General features: G+C 69.7%; 19 protein-coding genes. 13 read left to right on the top strand and 6 right to left on the bottom strand.

Translation table 11 applies throughout. From position 1 onward, the window contains the following. Positions 1–35: 35 nt before the first annotated feature. From INTCA_RS15995 to INTCA_RS20690, 11 genes are all read left to right on the top strand, one after another. On the top strand, positions 36–1,208 hold the full coding sequence (locus tag INTCA_RS15995) for an acyl-CoA dehydrogenase family protein (protein WP_013493964.1): 1,173 nt from the start codon (positions 36–38) through the stop codon (positions 1,206–1,208). Between the two features lie 224 nt (positions 1,209–1,432). Then, positions 1,433–2,284, top strand: a complete 852-nt coding sequence (locus tag INTCA_RS15990) for an alpha/beta fold hydrolase (RefSeq protein WP_013493963.1) — start codon at positions 1,433–1,435, stop codon at positions 2,282–2,284. Between the two features lie 55 nt (positions 2,285–2,339). Continuing rightward, entirely contained in the window at positions 2,340–3,512 is a 1,173-nt protein-coding gene (locus INTCA_RS15985; protein ID WP_013493962.1) for an acyl-CoA dehydrogenase family protein, read from the top strand. A 33-nt stretch (positions 3,513–3,545) separates the two neighbouring features. After that, positions 3,546–4,478: a VOC family protein gene (locus INTCA_RS15980; protein ID WP_013493961.1), complete on the top strand. Its 933-nt coding sequence runs from the start codon at positions 3,546–3,548 to the stop codon at positions 4,476–4,478. 7 nt (positions 4,479–4,485) lie between these two features. Then, positions 4,486–5,433, top strand: coding sequence for an isocitrate lyase/PEP mutase family protein (locus INTCA_RS15975; RefSeq protein ID WP_013493960.1), 948 nt, complete (start codon positions 4,486–4,488; stop codon positions 5,431–5,433). Further along, a complete protein-coding gene (locus tag INTCA_RS15970) occupies positions 5,430–6,860 on the top strand; it encodes an FAD-dependent oxidoreductase (protein ID WP_013493959.1) in 1,431 nt (476 codons plus the stop codon). Before INTCA_RS15975 ends, INTCA_RS15970 begins: the two co-directional genes overlap by 4 nt. Then, positions 6,854–7,627 (top strand): SDR family NAD(P)-dependent oxidoreductase, encoded by a 774-nt coding sequence (locus INTCA_RS15965; RefSeq protein ID WP_013493958.1) that lies wholly within the window; start codon positions 6,854–6,856, stop codon positions 7,625–7,627. The genes INTCA_RS15970 and INTCA_RS15965 overlap by 7 nt, the downstream gene beginning before the upstream one ends. 43 nt (positions 7,628–7,670) lie before the next feature. Further along, a complete protein-coding gene (locus INTCA_RS15960) occupies positions 7,671–8,264 on the top strand; it encodes a cysteine hydrolase family protein (RefSeq protein ID WP_013493957.1) in 594 nt (197 codons plus the stop codon). After that, positions 8,261–9,766, top strand: coding sequence for an FAD-dependent tricarballylate dehydrogenase TcuA (tcuA, locus tag INTCA_RS15955; protein ID WP_013493956.1), 1,506 nt, complete (start codon positions 8,261–8,263; stop codon positions 9,764–9,766). Before INTCA_RS15960 ends, tcuA begins: the two co-directional genes overlap by 4 nt. Further along, on the top strand, positions 9,763–10,569 hold the full coding sequence (locus INTCA_RS15950; RefSeq protein ID WP_013493955.1) for an aspartate/glutamate racemase family protein: 807 nt from the start codon (positions 9,763–9,765) through the stop codon (positions 10,567–10,569). The genes tcuA and INTCA_RS15950 overlap by 4 nt, the downstream gene beginning before the upstream one ends. A 25-nt stretch (positions 10,570–10,594) precedes the next feature. After that, a complete protein-coding gene (locus INTCA_RS20690; RefSeq protein WP_013493954.1) occupies positions 10,595–11,974 on the top strand; it encodes an FAD-binding protein in 1,380 nt (459 codons plus the stop codon). On the opposite strand, the gene INTCA_RS15940 is transcribed toward INTCA_RS20690, so the two are convergent. Further along, positions 11,964–13,214, bottom strand: a complete 1,251-nt coding sequence (locus INTCA_RS15940; RefSeq protein WP_013493953.1) for a flavin reductase — start codon at positions 13,212–13,214, stop codon at positions 11,964–11,966. The genes INTCA_RS20690 and INTCA_RS15940 overlap by 11 nt on opposite strands. 220 nt (positions 13,215–13,434) lie before the next feature. Between INTCA_RS15940 and INTCA_RS15935 the strand changes: the two genes are divergently transcribed. Both INTCA_RS15935 and INTCA_RS15930 read left to right on the top strand, forming a co-directional pair. Continuing rightward, on the top strand, positions 13,435–14,070 hold the full coding sequence (locus INTCA_RS15935; protein ID WP_013493952.1) for a TetR/AcrR family transcriptional regulator: 636 nt from the start codon (positions 13,435–13,437) through the stop codon (positions 14,068–14,070). A gap of 77 nt (positions 14,071–14,147) precedes the next feature. Beyond that, positions 14,148–14,705 (top strand): TetR/AcrR family transcriptional regulator, encoded by a 558-nt coding sequence (locus INTCA_RS15930; RefSeq protein WP_052338044.1) that lies wholly within the window; start codon positions 14,148–14,150, stop codon positions 14,703–14,705. A 316-nt stretch (positions 14,706–15,021) separates the two neighbouring features. Here the strand turns inward: INTCA_RS15930 and INTCA_RS15925 are convergent, their stop codons facing one another. The 5 genes from INTCA_RS15925 to INTCA_RS15905 all read right to left on the bottom strand — a co-directional run bounded on the left by INTCA_RS15925 (position 15,022) and on the right by INTCA_RS15905 (position 20,174). Continuing rightward, on the bottom strand, positions 15,022–15,795 hold the full coding sequence (locus INTCA_RS15925; RefSeq protein ID WP_013493950.1) for a hypothetical protein: 774 nt from the start codon (positions 15,793–15,795) through the stop codon (positions 15,022–15,024). Beyond that, positions 15,785–16,852 carry a transcriptional regulator gene (locus tag INTCA_RS15920; RefSeq protein ID WP_218916274.1) on the bottom strand — a complete coding sequence of 356 codons (1,068 nt, stop codon included), beginning with the start codon at positions 16,850–16,852 and terminating at the stop codon, positions 15,785–15,787. Before INTCA_RS15920 ends, INTCA_RS15925 begins: the two co-directional genes overlap by 11 nt. 106 nt (positions 16,853–16,958) lie before the next feature. After that, a complete protein-coding gene (locus tag INTCA_RS19905; RefSeq protein ID WP_280513541.1) occupies positions 16,959–17,522 on the bottom strand; it encodes a Wadjet anti-phage system protein JetD domain-containing protein in 564 nt (187 codons plus the stop codon). A 372-nt stretch (positions 17,523–17,894) separates the two neighbouring features. Continuing rightward, complete coding sequence (locus tag INTCA_RS15910) at positions 17,895–18,503, bottom strand: hypothetical protein (RefSeq protein ID WP_148236645.1); 609 nt, start codon at positions 18,501–18,503, stop codon at positions 17,895–17,897. A gap of 924 nt (positions 18,504–19,427) precedes the next feature. Further along, positions 19,428–20,174 carry an SDR family NAD(P)-dependent oxidoreductase gene (locus INTCA_RS15905; RefSeq protein WP_013493947.1) on the bottom strand — a complete coding sequence of 249 codons (747 nt, stop codon included), beginning with the start codon at positions 20,172–20,174 and terminating at the stop codon, positions 19,428–19,430. Positions 20,175–20,215: the final 41 nt, after the last annotated feature.

Genomic DNA, 20,215 nt, shown 5'->3' with positions numbered 1-20,215 from the left:
CCACGTCCACATCACTGACGAGAGGGAGCCTGTTCATGCACGAGGCAACCCGCTACATCCACGACCACGCCGACGAGCTGCGGGCGGAGGCCGCCCCGAGCGACGAGCTCGGTCGGATCACCGATCGCACCGTGGAGATCCTGCGGGCCTCCGGCGGCATGAAGCTGCTGCAGGCCAAGGACTCCGGCGGCCACGAGGCGCACCCGAACGACTTCATGGACTGGGTCATGGCGGTGGGCATGAACCACCCGTCCGCCGGCTGGATCGCCGGGGTCGTCGGGATCCACCCCTGGGAGCTGGCGATCGCGGACCCGAGGCTGCAGAAGGAGGTCTACGGGGAGAGCGCCGACACGTGGATCGCGTCCCCGTACGCTCCCTTCGGGCGCGCCCAACCGGTGGACGGGGGGTTCCTCTTCACCGGCCGGTGGCCCTACTCGACCGGAACGGACCACTCGGAGTGGGTCATCCTCGGCGGGATGGTGACCGACTCCGAGGGACAGCCGGTCAGGCCACCCGACGTGCGACACTTCGTGCTGCCCAGAGCCGACTACGAGATCGTCGAGGACAGCTGGAACGTCATGGGACTTGCCGGCACCGGCTCCAAGGACGTCAGGACGGCAAAGGTGTTCGTCCCGGACCACCGCGTCCTGGACGGCGTCCTCGTGCGGGACAACACCTACAGCGACCGCTGGCGACCCCGCCAGGCGCTGTACGCCATGCGGTTCGGGGTGATGTTCCCCTTCGCGATCTCCGCCGGCACCTTCGGCATCGCCAGAGGGGCGCTGCAGGCAGCCTGGGCCCACATCGAGACCAGGGTGTCGTCCCAGGGGAGCGCGTCGAAGGTCGATCCGTTCGTCCTGGCCGCCCTCGCCCGGGCGGAGTCCGATGTCGAGGCCAGCATCGCCCACGTCCAGTCCATCATCGCTGGGTTCTACGACACCGTCTCCCAGGGCGGTGACATCACGGTCAAGGACCGGCTCCGGTTCAGGGTGGACCAGGTCAGGGCGACGGACCGGGCCATCGAGGCGGTGAACGAGCTCTACCGGCTGATGGGCTCGTCGGCGATCCAGAAGGGCTCACCGCTCGAGCGCTACTGGCGTGACCTCCAGGTGGCCTCGACCCACGTCTGCAACAGCCGCGAGCCCTGCTACCTGGCGTGGGGCCTCGACGCCTTCGGTGGAGAGATCCCGCCCGGCGCACAGTACTGAGACACCAGGGGTCGTGGCACACCTCCTCAGGCACGTGCCGTCCCGGCGGTCGGGTGCGCGGGGACTGCACCCGATCTGACGACTCCGTGGAACGACGTGGACAGATTCTGAGACGGGCCCCTTGTGCTACTGCGCATGGCGCCTTACATTCTGTGTAGCGATCACTACAGGAACTGCGATTCCAGAGACGGAGTCGGAGGGTGTGCACCGCTAGAGAGGCAGCAATGGAGCTGACGTTCGAGGAGACGAGCCGTACGGTGCGGACGGCATCGTGGACCATCCACTACAACGAGGCGGGCGATCCGTCGTCCCCGGCTCTCGTCCTGCTCCATGGCTCGGGCCCTGGCGCGACAGGATGGAGCAACTTCAAGAGCAACATCGGCGTCCTGGCCGACCACTTCCGGGTCATCGCGCCCGACATGCCCGGCTGGGGCCGGTCCGACGCGGTGGGCCGCAGCGAGATGGACCACGCGAAGGCGGCGATCGAGCTGCTCGATGCCCTGGGGATCGACCAGGCTGCCTTCGTCGGCAACTCCATGGGCGGCATCACCAGCCTGCGCCTGGTCACGGAGTACCCGGAGCGGGTGAGCCACCTCATCACGATGGGGCCCGGGTCCGGGCCGCAGCCGAAGCTGTTCTCCGCAGCCGGCGGCCTGTCCGAAGGGATGAAGACGCTGGTCGCGGCCTACCGGGACCCGTCCGTGGAGTCGATGACCCGCCTGACCGAGGTCATGACCTACGACAGCGCGCGGTTCGCCACGCCGGAGCTGGCCGGCGAGCGCGCCGCGAACGCCCAGGCCAACCCGACGCACCTGGCGAACTACCTCGAGGCGTTCGCCCAGGGTGGCCCGATCGCGAAGTGGTTCCAGCTCGATGACCTGACCAGGGTCGAGGTCCCGGCGCTGCTCATCCACGGCCGGGACGACCGTGTCGTCCACTACGAGAACACCCTGCTGCTCCTGGCCCACATCCCGAACTCGCGCGCCGTGCTGCTCAACCGGTGCGGCCACTGGGCCCAGGTCGAGCACGCCGACGAGTTCAACCGCCTCGTCATCGACTTCGTCACCAACAACTGATCGCAACCCACCGCCGCCAGCAGACGCTCCACGCGTTCCGCGGAAAGGACCAACCATGACCGACGTGCTCGGCATCATCAAGGAGAACGCCTCCGTCCTCAAGGCCGAGGCCAAGCCGAGCGACGACCTCGGCAAGCTGACGGACGCCACCGCGCGGGTCCTGAAGGACAGCGGGGTCGTCCGGCTCTACCAGCCCACGGAATGGAGCGGCTTCGAGGCCCATCCGGTCGAGTTCATGGAGGCCGCGATGACGGTCGCTGCGGCCTCGCCGTCGGCCGGGTGGGTCACCGGCGTCGTCGGCGTGCACCCCTGGGAGATCGCCATGATGGACCCACGCCTCCAGGAGGAGATCTGGGGCGAGGACCCGGACACGTGGACCGCATCCCCGTACGCGCCCTTCGGCCGGGCGAGGAGGGTCGACGGTGGCTACCTCTTCACCGGCGAGTGGCCCTACTCCACGGGCACCGACCACTCGGACTGGGTCATCCTCGGCGGCATGGTCGTCGGCGACGACGGACAGCCGACGATGCCTCCGGACATCCGGCACTTCGTGATCCCCCGCAAGGACTACGAGATCGTCGAGGACTCGTGGAACGTCCTCGGCCTCAAGGGAACCGGTTCCAAGGACGTGCGCATGACCGACGTCTTCGTGCCGGAGTACCGGGTCGTCGACGCGATGCGGATGAGCAACGGCGGCTACGAGGACAGGCAGCCCGGCAAGACGCTCTACAAGCTGAAGTTCCCGGTCGTCTTCTCGGCCGCGATCAACTCCGGCACGCTCGGGATCGCCCAGGGCGCCCTCGACACCTACCGCTCCTACATGGAGCGGCGCGTCTCCGCGGACGGCCGCGTCGCGAAGAACGACCCCATCCAGCTCAACGTCTACGCCGAGGCGGCGGCAGACGTGGCAGCGTCCCGCGTCGTCCTGCTCAACGACATGAAGGAGCTGTTCGACCACGTGGACAACGGCGGTGACGTCACCTGGACCCAGCGGCTCACGATCCGCCGCAACGGGGTCCGCGCGGTGCACCGCGCCGTCGACGCCGTCGACCGGCTCTACAAGCTGAGCGGCGCGCAGGGGATCCACGAGCGCCACCCCAACGAGCGCTACTGGCGCGACATGCAGTCCGGCCTGGTCCACATCTGCAACGTCTCGGAGGCCGTCTCCGTCGAGTGGGCCACCAACGACCTCGGCGGCGAGCCGTCCGTCCCGCCCGTCTTCGCCTGACCCCACCCCAAGCCAGCGACAAGGAGATCGACGATGATCACTTCACTTGCCTACCTGGGCATCAACTCCCCCAAGAAGGACGAGTGGCCCGAGATGGCCACCAGGTTCTGGGGCGCCATGGTCACGGACCCCGGTCCGGACGGCTCCGTGCGCCTCAAGTTCGACGACGCCCTGTGGCGCCTGCAGATCCACCCGGGCGAGCAGGACGAGACCGCCTACATCGGTTGGGGCGTCGACTACGAGGAGGACCTCGACCGCGTCGAGAAGGCCCTCGCCGACTCCGGCGTCACCAGTGAGCGCGGGGACGAGGCGCTCGCCGAGGCCCGCGGCGTGAACCGGATCCTCGTCTTCACCGACCCGTGGGGCTTCCGCCACGAGGTCACCTGGGGCCAGAGCCACGTGCGGTCCTCGTTCGTCCCCGGACGGGCGATCTCCGGGTTCGTCACGGGCCAGCAGGGGCTCGGGCACGTGTTGCTGCTCATGCCGGACATCGAGGCGGGCCACGAGTTCTTCACCAAGCTCGGCTTCCGCCTGTCCGACAAGATCATCGTGCCCGGCCGGCTCAACGCCCGCTTCTACCACTGCAACGCGCGCCACCACACCCTCGCGCTCGGGCAGTGCCCACCCGGGGTGGCCGGACTGAACCACCTGATGATCCAGACGAGCTCGATCGACGACGTGGGAACCGGCTACGAGATCGCCCAGGAGATGGGCGTGCCGATCACCCTCACGATCGGGCGTCACTCCAACGACCAGCAGTTCAGCTTCTACCACTCGACGCCGAGCTCCTTCCACGTCGAGTACGGCTACGGCGGGCTCGAGGTCGACGAGGAGACGTGGGTCCCGCGCGTCTACGACCGGACTGCAGTCTGGGGCCACCAGCCGCACCCCGACGGGAAGGGCCGCCCGCCCGGCATCATGCACCCCCTGGCCGACCCGAACCTGCCGCCGGCAGAGGAGGCCTGAGCCCATCGTGTCCGCTGTCCCGACGCCCTTCGCGGCGGTCGAGACGCTCGTGGGGGTCGGCCCGATGCCGACCCCCACGGAGCGTCGGGAGCGACTCCGAGCGCTGCTCGCCGCAGGCACCCTCGTCCTGCCCGGGGCGACCGACGCCCTCGGGGTCCGGCTGATCGAGAGTGCCGGCTTCGACGCGGCCTACGCCACCGGAGCCGGCCTGGCCAACGCCCAGTACGGCGTCCCGGACATCGGCCTCGTCTCGCTCGGCGAGGTCGCGGACCACGTCGACCGGCTGGCCTCCGCGACCCGCCTGCCCCTCGTCGTCGACGCCGACACGGGCTTCGGCCAGCCCGTCATGGCGATGCGTACGGCGCGCCGGCTCGAACGCGCCGGCGCCGCGGCGCTCCAGCTCGAGGACCAGGAGATGCCCAAGCGGTGTGGACACTTCGACCACCACGCCCTCATCCCGGCCCAGCACATGCAGGCCAAGCTCGTCGCAGTGCGGCAGGCGCTCGAGGACCCGGCGACCGTGCTCATCGCTCGCACCGACGCGCGCAGCGTCCACGACATCGACGAGGCGATCCGTCGCGGCCACGCCTACGTCGAGGCCGGCGCTGACGTGATCTTCGTCGAAGCACCCCGAACCGTCGAGGAGCTCGAGCGGGTCGGCCGCGAGCTCCGCGGCGTGCCGCTGGTGGTCAACGTCGTCGAGGGCGGCAAGACTCCGCAGCTCACGCTCGCGGAGTACCGCGACCTCGGCTTCGCGGTGGTGCTCTTCGCCAACTTCCTCATGCGGGCGACCATTCGGGCGGGAGCGGAGGCGCTCGCACACCTGCGCGAAGCCGGCGAGACCGCCTCGTACGCAGGGCGAATCGCGACGTGGCAGGAGCGTCAGACACTGTTCCACCTGCCGGAGTTCTCGGCAGCCGAGGCGCACTTCGACGCCGTCGGGGGCTCGTCGTGAGGGAGGAGCCCGGGATCCCGCCGACGGGGCTGCCCGTCGACGAGGAGCTGCCGGAGCGGGTGGGGGTGCTCGTGCTCGGCGGTGGCCTCGCCGGGGCGGCGGCGTTGCTGGCCGCCGCCGAGGCGGGCCGATACGCGGTGCTGCTCGAGAAGACAGCGTCCTTCGGCGGCTCCACGGTGCGTTCGGCCGGGCTGTCGGCGTTCGTCGGCACGGACGAGCAGGCGGAGCAGGGGATCGCCGACTCGGTGGAGCTGCTGCGCAAGGACCTGCTCGAGACCGGCGGCCACGTCAACGACGAGGCGCTCGTCGACCTCTACTGCGACGAGCAGCTGGACACGTATCGCTGGCTCAAGGGTCACGGGGTGCGCTACGGCCACATCCACGCCGCGTCCGGTCAGTCCGCGCCACGCTCCCACCCGACCGACACGACGGCCATGCTCCGTGCGCTGTTCACGGCTGCGGGTCGGCTCGGCGCCCGTCTGGTCCTGGGAGCCGACGTCAAGCGGATCCGCACCGACGGCAACCGCGTCATCGGCGTGCTCGTCGAGCGAGACGGCGAGTCACGGGAGGTGCTCGCCGACGCCGTGGTGCTCGCCACGGGAGGCTTCTCGCGGGACCGGCAGATGCTGGAGCGGTTCGCGCCGCAGATGGCGCAGGCGTTGCTGGCCGGTGGTGAGGGCAACCACGGTGACGGGCTGCGGATGGCGATGAAGCTCGGCGCCGGCCTGCGCGACCTGCCCCACATCAAGGGCACCTACGGCATCTACCACGAGGCGCACCACGGGGAGGACGGCACCGGGATCCTCGCGGTCTACAAGGGCGCCATCGCGGTCAACCGCTCCGGTCGCCGGTTCGTCGACGAGTCGATCCCGTACAAGGCGCTCGGCGATGCCAGCCTCGCCCAGCCGACGGCGCGCACGTGGCAGGTCTTCGACGCCACGGTGATGGCGGCCTCCAACGACGAGGTGCCGATCTATGACTTCGCCGGCCGGCAGCGGGCCGGGATGCTCGAGGTCGCGCAGACGATCGAGGAGCTGGCCGCCACGCTGGGCACCGATCCCGGTGTCCTCGAGGACACGGTGGCGGACTACAACGCCCGGGTCGTGGGCGGAGAACCCGACCCGTGGGGCCGCGTCCACCTGGTCGGCGGGGTCGGTGAGCGGATCCCGATCGACACGCCACCGTTCTACGCGCAGCTGTCCGGCACCGTCGTGCTGGCCACCTACTGCGGCGTCACCGTGGACACGTCGATGCGGGTCCTCGACGTCTTCGGCGACCCGATCCCACGGCTCTACGCAGCCGGCGAGCTGGTCGGCGGTTTCCACGGCGCCGGGTACATGACCGGCACGTCGATCGGCAAGTCGGCCATCTTCGGTCGCGTCGCCGGGCGCGCCGCGGCCACGGAGGAGAGTGACCTCGAATGGTGAGCCCCCTGTTCGACCTCACCGGCCGGGTCGCCGTCGTCATCGGTGCGGCCGCCGGTGGCCTCGGTGAACGGGCCGCGACCGCCCTCGCCGACCACGGCGCGAGTGTCGCCGTCGCCGACCTCGACTCGCAGGCAGCCAGGCTGACCGAGACGGCCGTGCGCTGTGGCGACTCCGCTTCGACGCACGTCGTCGACGTGACGAGCGAGGACTCGGTGCGGGCCCTGGCCGACTCGGTCACGGCTCGCCACGGTGGCGTGGACATCGTGGTCAACGCGGCCGGGGTGATGCTCAGGCGGGAGATCGCCGACACCTCGCTCGAGGACTTCGAGCGCGTCATGCGGGTCAACGTGACGGGGTGCTGGCTCGTCGGACGCGAGTTCGGTCCGCGCCTCGCGACATCCGGCTGGGGCCGCATCGTCAACATCACCACCGTCTACGCGGAACGGGTCGGGCCCGTCCCGGAGAGCGCCTACTACGCGTCGAAGGCCGCGGTCGTCAACGTCACCCGGTCGCTGGCCAGCGAGCTGGGGCGCACCGGGGTGACGGTCAACGCCCTGGCCCCGGCCGTCTTCTACCCGACGGCCATGACGGCGCCCCTGGGCAACGACCCCGAGCGCCTGGCGTGGTTCGCCGAGCGAACCATGCTCGGCCGGCTCGGCGACCCGGACACCGACCTCGCCGGCCCCCTCGTCCTGCTCGCGTCACCGGCCTCGTCCTACATGACCGGTCAGGTCCTCTACGTCGACGGTGGCTGGTCCGCCTGGTGATTCCGCCACCCCCACCCCCACCCGCCTGAAGGAGAAGAACCGCATGCCCCCCACGACCGTCCTGCTCATGCTCGACTACCAGGTCGCACTCGCCCAGGAGGGCGACCTCTGCCTGGCGCCGCCGCTTGCCGCTCAGGTGCGAGAGCGAAATGTTCTGACCACGGCCAAGCGGGTCCTCGAGGCCGCGCGCGCGTCCGACGTACCGGTCTTCCACGTCCGGCTGGCCTTCGACCCGACCTACCGGCTGCGCACGAACCGGCTCAAGCGCTTCGACGCCTACCCCGACAACGGAAAGATGCTCGCAGGGTCGGGTGAAGCGGAGTTCGTCGCGGACCTCGCCCCCGTCGACGGTGAGCCCGTTGTGGACAAGGGCTGCGTCAATGCGTTCATCGGCACACCGCTGCGCGACGTCCTGGCCGCGGAGGGCATCACCCACGTGATCCTCGGCGGCATCGCCACCCACCTGGTCGTCGAGTCCACCGCACGACACGCGTCGGACTGCGGCCTGCAGGTGAGCATCGTGGAGGACATGTGCGCCGCCCCGGACCCGACCGTCCACGAGTTCGCCATGACCAAGACGCTGCCCCTGTTCGGCACCGTCACGACCGCCGACGAGGTCATCGGGAGCTGGGCATGAGCACCGACGAGCAGCACGAGCACCCCTACGACGTCATCGTGGTCGGGGGCGGCATCGCCGGGCTGTCGGCGGCCCTCTCGGCGACCGAGAACGGCGCCCGGGTCGCACTCCTGGAGCGCTCAGTCGAGGCAGAGACGGGCGGCAACACCCGCTACACCGAGGCCTACCTGCGGATGAAGTCCCTCGACGAGGTCTCCGACGGCTTGGCCGACACCCTCGTCGACGACTTCATGGGGCACCCGGACCCGGGCATCACGGCCGACTCGGGCCTCGACTGGGAGCGCCGCAACCCCCTGTTGCGCGCCCACCAGGTCATCGATCTCGACTACGTGGCCAGGTTCGAGGACAACGCCGGACCGACCCTGCGCTGGCTCGAGTCCCACGGGATCAGCTTCGGCCAGCTGCCCACCCTCTTCCTGACCGTCTCGACGACGCGCATGGCCCCCGTCGGCGGGGGCCTGGCCCTCGTCGAGACCCTCGGTGCGAAGGCGCGGGCGCTCGGCGTCGACGTCCACTTCCAGACGACCGCGCGCTCGCTCCGGGTCGACGACGCCGGCAGGGTGACCGGTGTCGAGGCCGTCGACGCCAGCGGCGCCCGCCGCGTGTTCGCAGGCAACGTCGTGCTCGCCAGCGGCGGCTACCAGGGCAACGCCGAGCTGATGGCGCGCTACCACGGCCCGCTCGGGATGCTCGCCCGGCCGGTCGCGCGTGGCGGCAACTACAACAAGGGCGAGGGCATCGAGATGGCGATGGCCATCGGTGCGGCCACCGCCGGCAACTTCGCCCTGTTCCACGCCGAGCCGGTCGACCCCCGCTCGCCGGACCCGGAGGCGGCGATCATGGCGTTCACCTACGGCATCCTCGTCAACGTCGACGGGCAGCGGTTCGTCGACGAGGCCCGCGGGCCGATCGACGCCTGGTACGAGCGGACGACCCGGGACATCCACGCCCAGCCACGCGGCATGGCCTGGATGATCCTCGACGCACGGGCACAGGCCATCCCGAACCTCAAGACGGCGATCCGTTCCGAGGAGAAGCCGGTCCGCGCCGACACCATCGCCGACCTCGCCACCCAGATCGAGGTCGACCCGGCCACCCTGGAGGCCACCGTCGCCGCCTACAACGCGGCGTGCCCGCCCGGCGAGTGGGACCCGACCCGGCCCGACGGTCTCGCGACGCAGGGAGTGACCCCGCCGAAGTCGAACTGGGCCAAGCCGATCGAGTCCGGGCCGTTCATCGCCTACCCGATCATGTGCGCCAACGTCTTCACCTTCGGCGGCCTCAAGGTGGACGCCACCTCGCGGGTCGTCGACCGGGACGGGCGGATCATCGCCGGCCTCTACGCCGCCGGGGAGATGACCGGCCTCTACTACTCGAACTACACCGGCTCGACCTCGGTCCTGCGCGGAGCGACCTTCGGCAAGATCGCCGGGGCGGACGCCGCCGCCCGGGCCGCCTCCGAGAGGTCGGCCTCCACCGCACCGGCTGAGGTGGGGTCGTGAAGATCTGGCACCAGAGCTTCACCGTGCTCGACGACGTGCCGCACTACCGGGATGCCCTGGAGCGGCACCTGCGCACGGTGGCCGCGCCGGGCACCGAGGTCCACCTGCACGGGATGAAGCCGGGCACCTATCCGAGCGACTACCCGGGCACCCACATCAGGTACGCCTACCTCTCCGGCCTGCACAAGGAGCAGTTCGTCCACGCCGCGCTGCGCGCCCAGGACGAGGGCTACGACGCGTTCCTCATCGCGACGATCCCCGACACCGCGTACGAGGAGTGCCGCAGCGTCGTCGACATCCCCGTCCTGGCCTACGGGCACACCTCCGTCCTGATGGCGGCGACGCTCGGGTCACCGGTGGGCATCGTCAACTTCATCGGTGCGCTCGAGCCGCAGCTGCGGCGCAACCTGCGCAGCTACGGCCTCGACCAGATCGTGGGGCCGATCCGCCAGGTCGCGGCGGAGTTCACCGACGTCATGGCCGCCTATGCGCAGCCCGAAGGCCTGCTCGACGCGTTCCGCGTCGCGGCCCGGGAGGCGATCGCTGCGGGCGCGTCGGTGATCGTTCCCGGTGAGGGGCCGCTCAACGTCTTCCTCGCCGACCACGGCGTCAGCCGCGTCGATGACGTGCCCGTCCTCGACTCGCTCGGCACGCTCCTGCAGGTCGCCGAGCTGCGGGCCCGGCAGTACCGCACGACCCGGCTCCTGCCCTCCCGCCGCGGCTTCGACCATGAGCAGCCGCCCCGCGAGCTGCTCGACCAGGCCCGCGCGTTCTACGGCATCGCGACCGCCCTGGACGCCTGACCAGACTCACCTGAGGAGGCACACCGTGCGAGAGGACATCGAGGTCGACCTCGTCGTCGCGGGCGCGGGCGCCGCCGGCCTGATGACAGCCCTGCGGGCCTCGCAGAACCCCGACCTGGTCGTCGCCGTGCTCGAGAAGAGCACCACCGAGGGGTGCAACGCCGCCATCTCCAGTGGCAGTCTCGCGGCGGGAGGGACCCGCTTCCAGAGGGCAGCCGGGATCGAGGACTCAGCCCAGCGGCATACGGACGACATCCTGGCCAACTCCGGGGACGAGCGGCACCGCGACCTGGTCGCGGCCCTGTGCGGCGTCGCCGCCGGCTACGTCCACTGGATCGCGGACGACCTCGGCTACCCCTTGGAGGTCGGGACCGACATGCCACGCAAGGGCATGTCCGTGCCCCGGCTGCACGCCGACCCGGCTCGGGCAGGCGGGGGTCCACTCATCACCCACCTGCGCAAGGAGCTCGCCGACCGGGCGAACGTCGCGGTCCTCGACGAGGCCCCTGTCACCGGGCTGCGCGTCGAGGACGGAACGGTCGTGGGCGTCACCGGCAGACAAGGCCGCAACGACCTCGTGATCACGGCGGCGACCACGGTCCTGGCCACGGACGGCTTCGCCGGCAACCGCGACCGGATGCGGGAGTTCTGCGCGGAGCTCGGCGACCCCTTCCACGGCGGCGTCAGCACGGCAACCGGCGACTCCATCGGCTGGCTCCGCCCGCTCGGGGCGGAGTTCCGGAACATGGGCGCCTGCCTCCGGCACGGACAGGTCACCCTGCGGGGAACCCGCATCAATCCCGCGCTGCCCTGGCTCGGGGCCGTCTTGGTCAACCGGCGCGGGGAGCGGTTCGTCGACGAGCAGGCCCACGGCTACTCCGGCCTCGCCGGCGTCATCCAGGCCCAGCCCGACGAACGCGCCGTGATGATCTGGGACGCCGAGGCGCACGAGACCGCCCAACACTCCGAGATGATGCGCGAATCCGCGGTTGCCGGCGCCCTGCAGACCGCTCCGGACGTCGCCACGCTGGCCGACTCGCTCCGGCTCGACCCGCGACAGCTCGCGCACGCCCTCAGGCCCCTGCCCGGGCGACGCGCCCTCGTCGGGCCGTACCACTACGCCTGGCTCACCCACGGCGTCCTTGACCACCCAGGGCGGGGCAGCCATCGACACCCGCGGGCGCGTCCTGCGGGTCGACGGAACCACCGTCCCGGGACTGCGCGCCGCAGGGGGAGTGGCCGTCGGCCTCGCCGGGGAGAGCTCCAGCGGCTACAGCTCCGGCAACGGCCTGCTGTCCGCCTTCGGCATGGGCTGGATCATCGGCAACGAGATCGCCGGCGCGAACTGACCGCGAGCGGAGGGACGGCGCTCCTCGCCGCCCCTTTCGCCGTGCTCACATCATGAAGTCGCCGGGCATCGACCGCAGGTAGGCGGAGTAGTCGTCGCGGCCGGAGGAGCGCAGCTGCGCGGAGACCTCGTCGGCCGCGGTCCTCAGGGTGCTGACCCAGCCCCGGACGGTCGCGGCGGAGGCGCCGGAGGGGAGTTGGCTCGCCCTCAGGCACAGGGCAACTCGGTCGTCCGGCCCGAGTACCGGCACGACGATGGCGCCCAGGTCATAGGTCTCGCCGTCCTCGATGTCGATCGTCTCGAAGAAGGGCGAGGACGCCGCGATGACACTCTTCACCGCGCGCTCTCGGGCGGGGGTCAGGGCGCCGGCGGCGTACTCGCGCATGGCGTCCTTGAGGTCGGTGTACCGAGGGCGGTCCTCCTCGCGCTGGCGGGAGACGGCGAAGCCCCGCGACCGGACGGCGTCGAGGCGGCGACGGTACTTGTCCACGATTCCCGGCTCCTGGCTCGAGGCGCGACCCAGCCACGCCTCGACCACCGACTCGTCGGCCCAGGCCACATAGGCCTCCCCGAGCGGCGGCATGAGCGGCACGCGCACCCCCAACGGCTCCAGCGGCTCGACGTTGCCGCCGTAGGCGGTTGCCGCCGCCGTGAGCTCATGGTCGTTGGCGGCGACCAGAACGGCCGCCTCGCAGCCCAGGTCCCGCGCCACGCGCTCGGCAGCGGGCCGGGCCACCTCGGCGAGGCGGACCGACTCGATGAGCTCCGCGTCGCCCTTCGCGCTCATGCCCCGGGAGGAGAAGCCGCCGTACCCGCCCTGGAAGAAGAGCAAGGGGGTCACCGGCCGGTTCACCTCCATCGCCTCGACCTCGCAGAGCACGATGTAGTGGTCGCCGGCCGTGATGACGTCGTGGGGGCGGCAGTGGATGTGCGCGACGGCATCATGGAGCGCGGGAGCGCCGTGGGGCGAGCGGGTCCACTCGACGTCGTCGAACTTGCCAGGTCGCGGAACCGCCATCAGGCGACAGAGGTCGAGCTGGTCGTGGGCCAGGACGTTGATGCAGTATGCCGCTGAGTCCCTCATCAGCCCATACGTCCCTGACGTCGTGGTCGGCATGAACGCGACGAGCGGCGGGTCGAGGGACACGGCGGTGAACGTGCCGACCACCATCCCGACCGGCTCGCCCTCCGGCGAGGTCCCGGTGACCACGGTCACGCCCGTTGGATAATGGCCCATGACCTCGCGGTAGAGAGCAGGGTCGAGGAGGCGGGGCCCAGTCGTCGTGGCCTCAGTCATCGTGCACCTTCACCTTTCTGCTACGACTCTGTAGCATTCACTACAGTGACGGTATGTCACCGGCGAGGGGTCCGGCAAGGTCGCTGCGATGTTTCTGAGATTCCTCTGCGGGCGGGGGCCCGGCGTGGCGTCCGCAGACAACTACGTTGCAGTACAGGGAAGGCGTCAGGGGCACGTGCCCGGCGTGCACGACGAGTGACCGCAGCAGAGGAGCGAGTACATGGGCCGCAAGACGGACCGCCGGCACCGCCAGGGAGACCAGTCGCGTCTGGCGATCCTCGACGCGACCTTGGCGATCGCCGCGGAGCGGGGCTACGACGGGACCACGGTCGCCCTCGTTCAGGAGGCAACCGGGCTGCCGGCCAGCTCGATCTACTGGCACTTCGGGAGCAAGGACGCCCTGCTCGCGGCCACCCTGGAGCACTCCTACCGGTCCTGGCGCGACACCGCCCCGACCTGGGTGGCGTCGGTCGAGCCGGAGGATCTCTCCGACCGGGTCGAGAGGCGCTTCCAGCGGGCGGCCCAGGCGCTGACGACGTCACCGCAGTTCTGGTCCCTCGGCCTGCTCCTGACACTCCAGCAGCGGGTCAAGGAACCCGCAGCCAGACGCCTCTATGCCGACGTGCGCACGGACACGGAGGCGGCCATTCGCGACTGGTGGGCCACCGTCCTGTCGCCCGACGCCTGCCGAGCCGAGCCCGAGCTCACCACCCGCCTCGCCCGCTTTCACATGATGCTCATGGACGGGCTGTTCCTCCAGGTCCGCTCGTCCAAGAACAAGGACGTCAAGCGGCTCGTCTCCATCACGTCCCGAGGCCTCGGCCGCCACCTCACCGCTCTGGGGGTCGCCTCGTGAGTCCCCGTGCAAGCCAGCCAGCGAGTGAGGGCAGCAGGAACGGAGCCTCAGCGCCCGGCCGATCACGTGACCGGATCATGGCGGCGGCCGCCGAGCTGGCCAAGGAGCGTGGCGTCGCCGGCGCCACCATCGCCCGCGTCTGTCAACGCTCCGGCCTGCCCGTCAGCTCGGTCTACTGGCACTTCGAGGACAAGGACCACCTCTTCGCCGAGGTGATCCGGACCAGCTTTGCCACGTGGCTCGTATCCGTTCCTCGCTGGGAAGTCACTCCGGAGACGACGATCGCCGGCGGCCTGCGACGAGTCATGGGGCAGTCGTCGAGGACCTTCGCCGACATGCCATCCTTCCTGCGCATCGGCATGCAGGTGCTCCTCGACACCGGCGAGGACCACGCCAAGACCCGCGAGGCCTACATCGCCGTGCGCGAGCAGGTGCATCAGATGATCTCTGCCTGGATGTCTGCCCTCCTGCCCGAGTCTCTTGGGGATGACACCTCAGAAGACCTTGCGAGCCTGGTCGTCGCGTTCTCCGACGGCATGATCGTGGGTTCCCAGATCTATCCCGACTGGGATCCCGAGGAGTACATCGAGCTCCTCGCCGGTGCCATCGCCGCCATCGTCGAGCCGGGCGCCTGACCGTTCGACATAGGTCGAGAGCCGGGCGAGGGTAGTGCCGGTGGTGCCGGTGGTGCCGGTGGCGCCGGTGGCGCCGGCGCCCCGCCCTCCCGTGTGCCGTCTGCGCGGGCGGCGACGACGAGCCCGTCAGTCCCGCACGGACCTCGGTGGAAGCGACCGCGCAGAGATTCCTCGGCAGTCCGAACCCAGCCGCCGCCACCGACCTGCCGATTTTCAGCCGCGCACATCGCGGCAGGTCAGCACGCGTTTTGCGGGGTTCGTGCAACGGGTCGTGCAAGGTGCTGGCTCGCGGGGAGTTGTCGCGCAGACGGTTTCGTCAAGCGTGTGGGCGGCCCGAAGGGCCCTTGGCCGCATCGGTGAGCAGTTCGCCCACGAGGCTGAGGTCGTCGAGAACGATGTCGTGGCCGCCGGCACGTTGTACCCACGTGAAGGCTTGGTCCTGCTTGCGATCGAACCAGAGGGCGACGTGTTGGGCGATGTCTCGGCGCACCTGTTCGTCGACACCGCGGATCTGGTCCAACGCGACGGGCCGGGTGGCGGGGTCGAGGGTGAGCCTAATGATGTCGAGTAGGTCGGTTCCTTGCTTGTCGAGCGAACGGTTCATGATGGCCTGAAGCTTCATGGCGACCAGTGGTCCCGGTTCGGCGACGGGCGTGGTCACCTCGATGTTCTCGCCTCCCGGAAGGATCACCTCCATGGTGAGGTCGGTCGCGGTGTCGTTGGCCCAAGCGTGGGCTGAAGCGTGCAGGCGGTCACCGGGGTCATCGCTCGGGTGGTCGATCTCCACCTGCCGTACCTCGAGGACGTCGACCTTGACGGGGCCGTACGGGGTGACCAGTTCGACGGCGGCGGGCTCGATCGCTTTGGCGTCCGAGGCTGCTCGCAGAAGTTCGAGCTGCCGCAGCCCGGAACGCATTCGGTCGACCACGTCAAGGTCGGTGGTCGCCCGGTACGGGATGGACAGCCGTGACAGCACGGCGAGCCCACCGACGATGACTGGGGGCTGCCCGATGTGCAACCTGACTTCGATGACGCCCGCAACGACTGCTGCCATGGCGTCACCGACGAAGGTGACTCGGCTACCAGACACGCGTCCACCCTCCCTCAGGCGTCCAGCCGGCGAGGATCTCGCGTCCGCGCCCGGTGTCTTGGGCGAGGTCGAGTGCGACGAAAAGCGGATGCGTCAATGGCCACTCCAAGGGATTGGCTGGAAGGTCAACTCGTCCGGTGACGGCGGCCGGCACTGGGGCCACCCGGATGGTCGCCCTCGCTTGGCGACCGTGTTCGACGCCGCCCAGCAGGGTCGTCGCTCGGCGAACGATGGACTGGTCGGGGACGAAGAAGTCGAGAACCTGTCCGGTGCGGAAGGCGATCGGTGCCCCGTAGGCGGCCGCGGCCGCCGAATCTGTCAGGGCCCAGCCGGGTGCGTGCGGGTCCTCGAGCCCGAGCTTCAGGGCCGCAGTGTTGCTGGCGTCGCCGGGCCGAGGTGGGCTCGCGAGCGGTACGCGGACCGTGGGCCAGCGGTCCGCGACCCCCCAGAACAAGCCTGTGTCCAGGACGCTGTTGTCCCCGTCGATGAGGCGTTGCACCCTGAGGGCCTTGAGCACCTCCGAGACAGTGCTCGGGGACCGCTGCAGCTGCCGGGCCAGCGCGCGTACCGCCGTTGGTCGGTTGGGCTCCATGAGCAGCGCGGTTGCGACCTCCAGTCCCACCTTCCCGGAGAGGGCGTCTGACCGTTCTGGGCGTTTCGTTACCGGCTCCACTTGGGCATCGATGACGACATGTGGCGTGTGGAGGACCAGCCTGCCCCGCAGGTCGAGATAGCCCGCTTGGTTGCGCGTAAGGACTCGTCCAGCTTCCGCGGTGACGCGATCAGACACCACGATCAGGGCGACATCCGCCGGCAGCGTCGGCAGGACCTGGGAGCACAGTCGTCGCGCGGAGTCCTCGGTGACCAAGGGCCGCCGCTTGAGCTGCACTGGCGTCTCAACCCCGTGCAGGTCTAGGACGAGGTCGACGCCCCCGTCGTGGCCAGCACCCACGGTTCGGGCCGTGATGTTCAACTGGGCGAAGGCATCCACGGCGAGAGCCCCAGTGTCCATGCATTCATCCTCCCAGCCGTTCGGTGTTCGGTCAATACCGAACACCGAACCATCATTTACTGGTAGGGCGGCCGCATGGAGAGCGACCCGAGCACCCGAAGTTGATCAGCAAGGTGACCACTCAAAACATCTGATCAACGGAGGCCCGCCTTCATGCGCTCGAGAGCACGGCGCTCGGCGACGCGGAGCCCCGCCAGACCAGATGACGCCTGACGGCGTTGACAGCCGCTGTCAGAGGGATGCGCTCCTGCTCCACTCGCCGGGGCCCGTCCCGCCCGTGGCTGGTGAGGTGTCGGTACAACGCGGCCTCGTCGTCGGTGAGGTGAGGGGGCGGGACTGGGTTGCCAGCCGGGATGACCTTCCCGTGTTGGTCGAACCGGGTGCAGTATGCCGCGTCCTCCACGAACGAGTGCAGCTCCATCAAGATCGTGTCCACGGGGTGGCCGCGTCCACGCAGGCGCGAGACGATCTGCAGTCCGCCGGCGTCCATCTCGCCCCAGTAGATGACCGCTGCCGCACCGACCAGCGGCTGGACGCCGGCGATGAGGTTGACCACGGCATCGCCATTGCCGAGGACGCCACGCCGCCGGGGATATGGGGTGGGAAGTAGAACGCCCTGTCCCGATTCTCGATGATGAGGACGACGCTGGGCGAGTACGACAGCGAGAGGCTGTCCCCCAGCCGTCGCGATGTCCCACCGGCGGCGCCCGGCCACATGCTCAGGGTCGAGGTAGGTAATCCGGGTCTGCGCCGTCCGCTCACGCAGCCGCAGCGTTGGGATCGCCGCGAGTTGTTCGATCAGCGAACGCCGGCTCGTCGCGTCGAGCCATTTCGCGTGCAACCCGGCACCGGCACTTGGCGGGGGGTCCACGTGTCATCCGGGACTGGGTGGGCCGCGAACCACTGTGCGGTTGTGACGACCAGGTCGACGTCGACCTGGTCCCATCCCACCCGTCAGAAACAGCCGCGGTGGCTTCAGGCTGAGCTCACTAGGGCGACCGGGGCGGGCATGGAAGCCAGCCTGGAGACCCATCCGCGTCTGGTACTTCGCCCGCATGTAGAACCAGAGCTCAGAAGCCGGTCCTCGCTATGCTCCCGCGAGCCGAGCGACGTGATCGGCGCGGGACCGAGTCAGGTAGAAGTAGGTCGCGACGTCCTCGACCTGGTCGACCTGCCTGGGGCACGGTGGCTTGGCCAGCGCCGACCCCAGGAGCTCGGCGAAGCCGGCTGCGTCGATGTCCTCGAAGAAGGCGGCGTCGTCGCTGGCCATTCTGGCGGCGATTGCGTCGCGCATCTCGCGTGCCCGGCGGCCCTCGGCGACCCAGCAGTCCTTGACGCCACCACCGAGGTCGTGGTCGATGAGGACCATGAGGAGGTGGTCGCGGCCGCGGTAGTCAAAGAGCGCGCCGGCCGAGGTTTGGGAGCCGAAGACGTCGCCGTAGTGCCATGCTCGCAACAGGTGGGGGCGCCCGAGCGACTCGGCCCACGGGCGGTCTGCGACTCCCGCGGCGGCGACGCGGGCCGCAGCCTGTCCGGCGGCTTGGCGCGTAACATCCGGCCCGAGGGTCGCGCAGACTCGGAGCACGGCCAGCGCGTCGGGGGTTGACAAGGTCTCGGCGTGAGCGATCACCTGACCAAGCAGGGCCGAGCGTGCCTCGAGACGCTCCTGCTCGTCGGCGTCCTTCGGCGCCCCCATCTCCATCACTCGAAACGCTTGGCACAGCACGAGCTCGGCCGCCAAGGGAGTACGGACCCGGGCGATTTCCGAGGCCAACGAGGCGGTCACCGCGGCAGCCGCGTCGCCGAGCCCGTCGAGGTCTGGGGCGAGGACGCCCGAGACGGACGTCGGACCCTGCTCCGACGCAGTGTCAGGGCGCAGAGAACGGACTGGTCGTCTCCGTGTTGCGTTGCGTCGCACGGCACGGTGTCGCTTGTTCGTCACGACGACATGCTGTCACGGTGGTCGAATGGCTTCACTTTGCGCTGCCGGCCGTTCACACTGCCGGCTGCGTAGCCGCTGACCTTCCGCCCGGCCACGAGGAAGGTCTTCGATATCGAAGTGTCGTGCAACGAGTCGTGCAACGAACTGCCGCGAAGGGGGCTGTGCTCACTCGCCACGGCCGCACAGCAGCAGTCGGCCGCGGCGGCGTTTGCCCTGGTCAGCCGCCTGGACGGCCATGCCACGACGGCCGCAAGCCGGGCAACACTCCGATTTCCGAGCAGACGCCACGGACGCGCTTCGAAGACTCGCTCGGCGTGCAACCAAATCGACATAACCGCAGGTCAAACCCCGTTACCGGGCAGTAGATATGGTGGCCAGGGGCGGGGTCGAACCGCCGACCTTCCGATTTTCAGCCTCGCGCATCGCCGCTGGTCAGCGACGGTTTGGACCCGTTCGTGCAACGGATCGTGCAACAATCTCGAGTCAGTACGACGTGGGCAGGTCGGTGGCCCGCCACCCTCGGCAGCCCTCTGCAGGGTGGCTGCGATCTTGGAGTCGCGACCCCCGGCGACGGCGGAAGAGTGGCTGGGTCGCTTCTTTAGGTCGACCGACTCGCGCGGGTGGCGACGGCGATGCGGGGGTGGCGCAGGTCGCGCACTTGCCAATGCTCGGCGTGCGTCACGGCAGTGAGTATCCGCCGTCGACGACGAGAGCGTGCCCCGTGGTCCATCGCGACTCCTCGCTGGCCAAGTAGACGATGGCGCCAACGACGTCCTCAGGCTCTCCGAGACCGAGGGGGTGGCGCGACTCGATGGCATCTAAGGCCCCATCGGGCAGACCGCTGTGGATACCGGACGGAAAGGCGCCCGGACACACGCAGTTGATCCGCAACCGCTCTTTCGCGTACTCGAGTGCCGCGACGCGGGTGAGATGAACAACGCCTGCCTTGGCAACGCAGTACGGCGCTGCGTAGGGCCACGCGGTGAGGGCACTTACCGAAGCTACGTTTACCACGGAGCCGCCGCGCGCTCGCATGACGCGCGTGGCCGCGCGTACCCCGTGGAACGTGCCGGTTAGGTTGACCTCCAAGGTTCTTGTCCAGTCCTCCGTGGCGATGTTGTGAATGCGAGCGTTGGGAGGGACCGCGCCGGCATTATTCACGATGATGTCGAGACCATCCCAGCGCTCGTGGGCCTCCCGTGCGAGGGTCTCGAAAGCGTCACCGTCGGTCACGTCGAGCGCCCGCTGCACCACGTCGACGGCCGATGGTCCTACCTGGGAGAACTGACTCAGCGACTCTTTCCGTAAGTCGGTTACCATGACTCCTCGAGCCCCCTCTGCGAGAAACGCCCGGATTATGGCGCTCCCGAGCGCACCAGCTCCGCCGGTGACAAGAGCGGTCTTGCCCTCAAGCCGGTCAGTCACAGAGACCTCCCACGTCGTTTCGTGTCTGACAGTGTCGAAGT

Origin of the sequence: Intrasporangium calvum DSM 43043 (assembly GCF_000184685.1) — a bacterium.
In the GTDB taxonomy this organism is placed as follows: domain Bacteria; phylum Actinomycetota; class Actinomycetes; order Actinomycetales; family Dermatophilaceae; genus Intrasporangium; species Intrasporangium calvum.
This window is presented reverse-complemented; position numbering and strand designations above follow the sequence as displayed.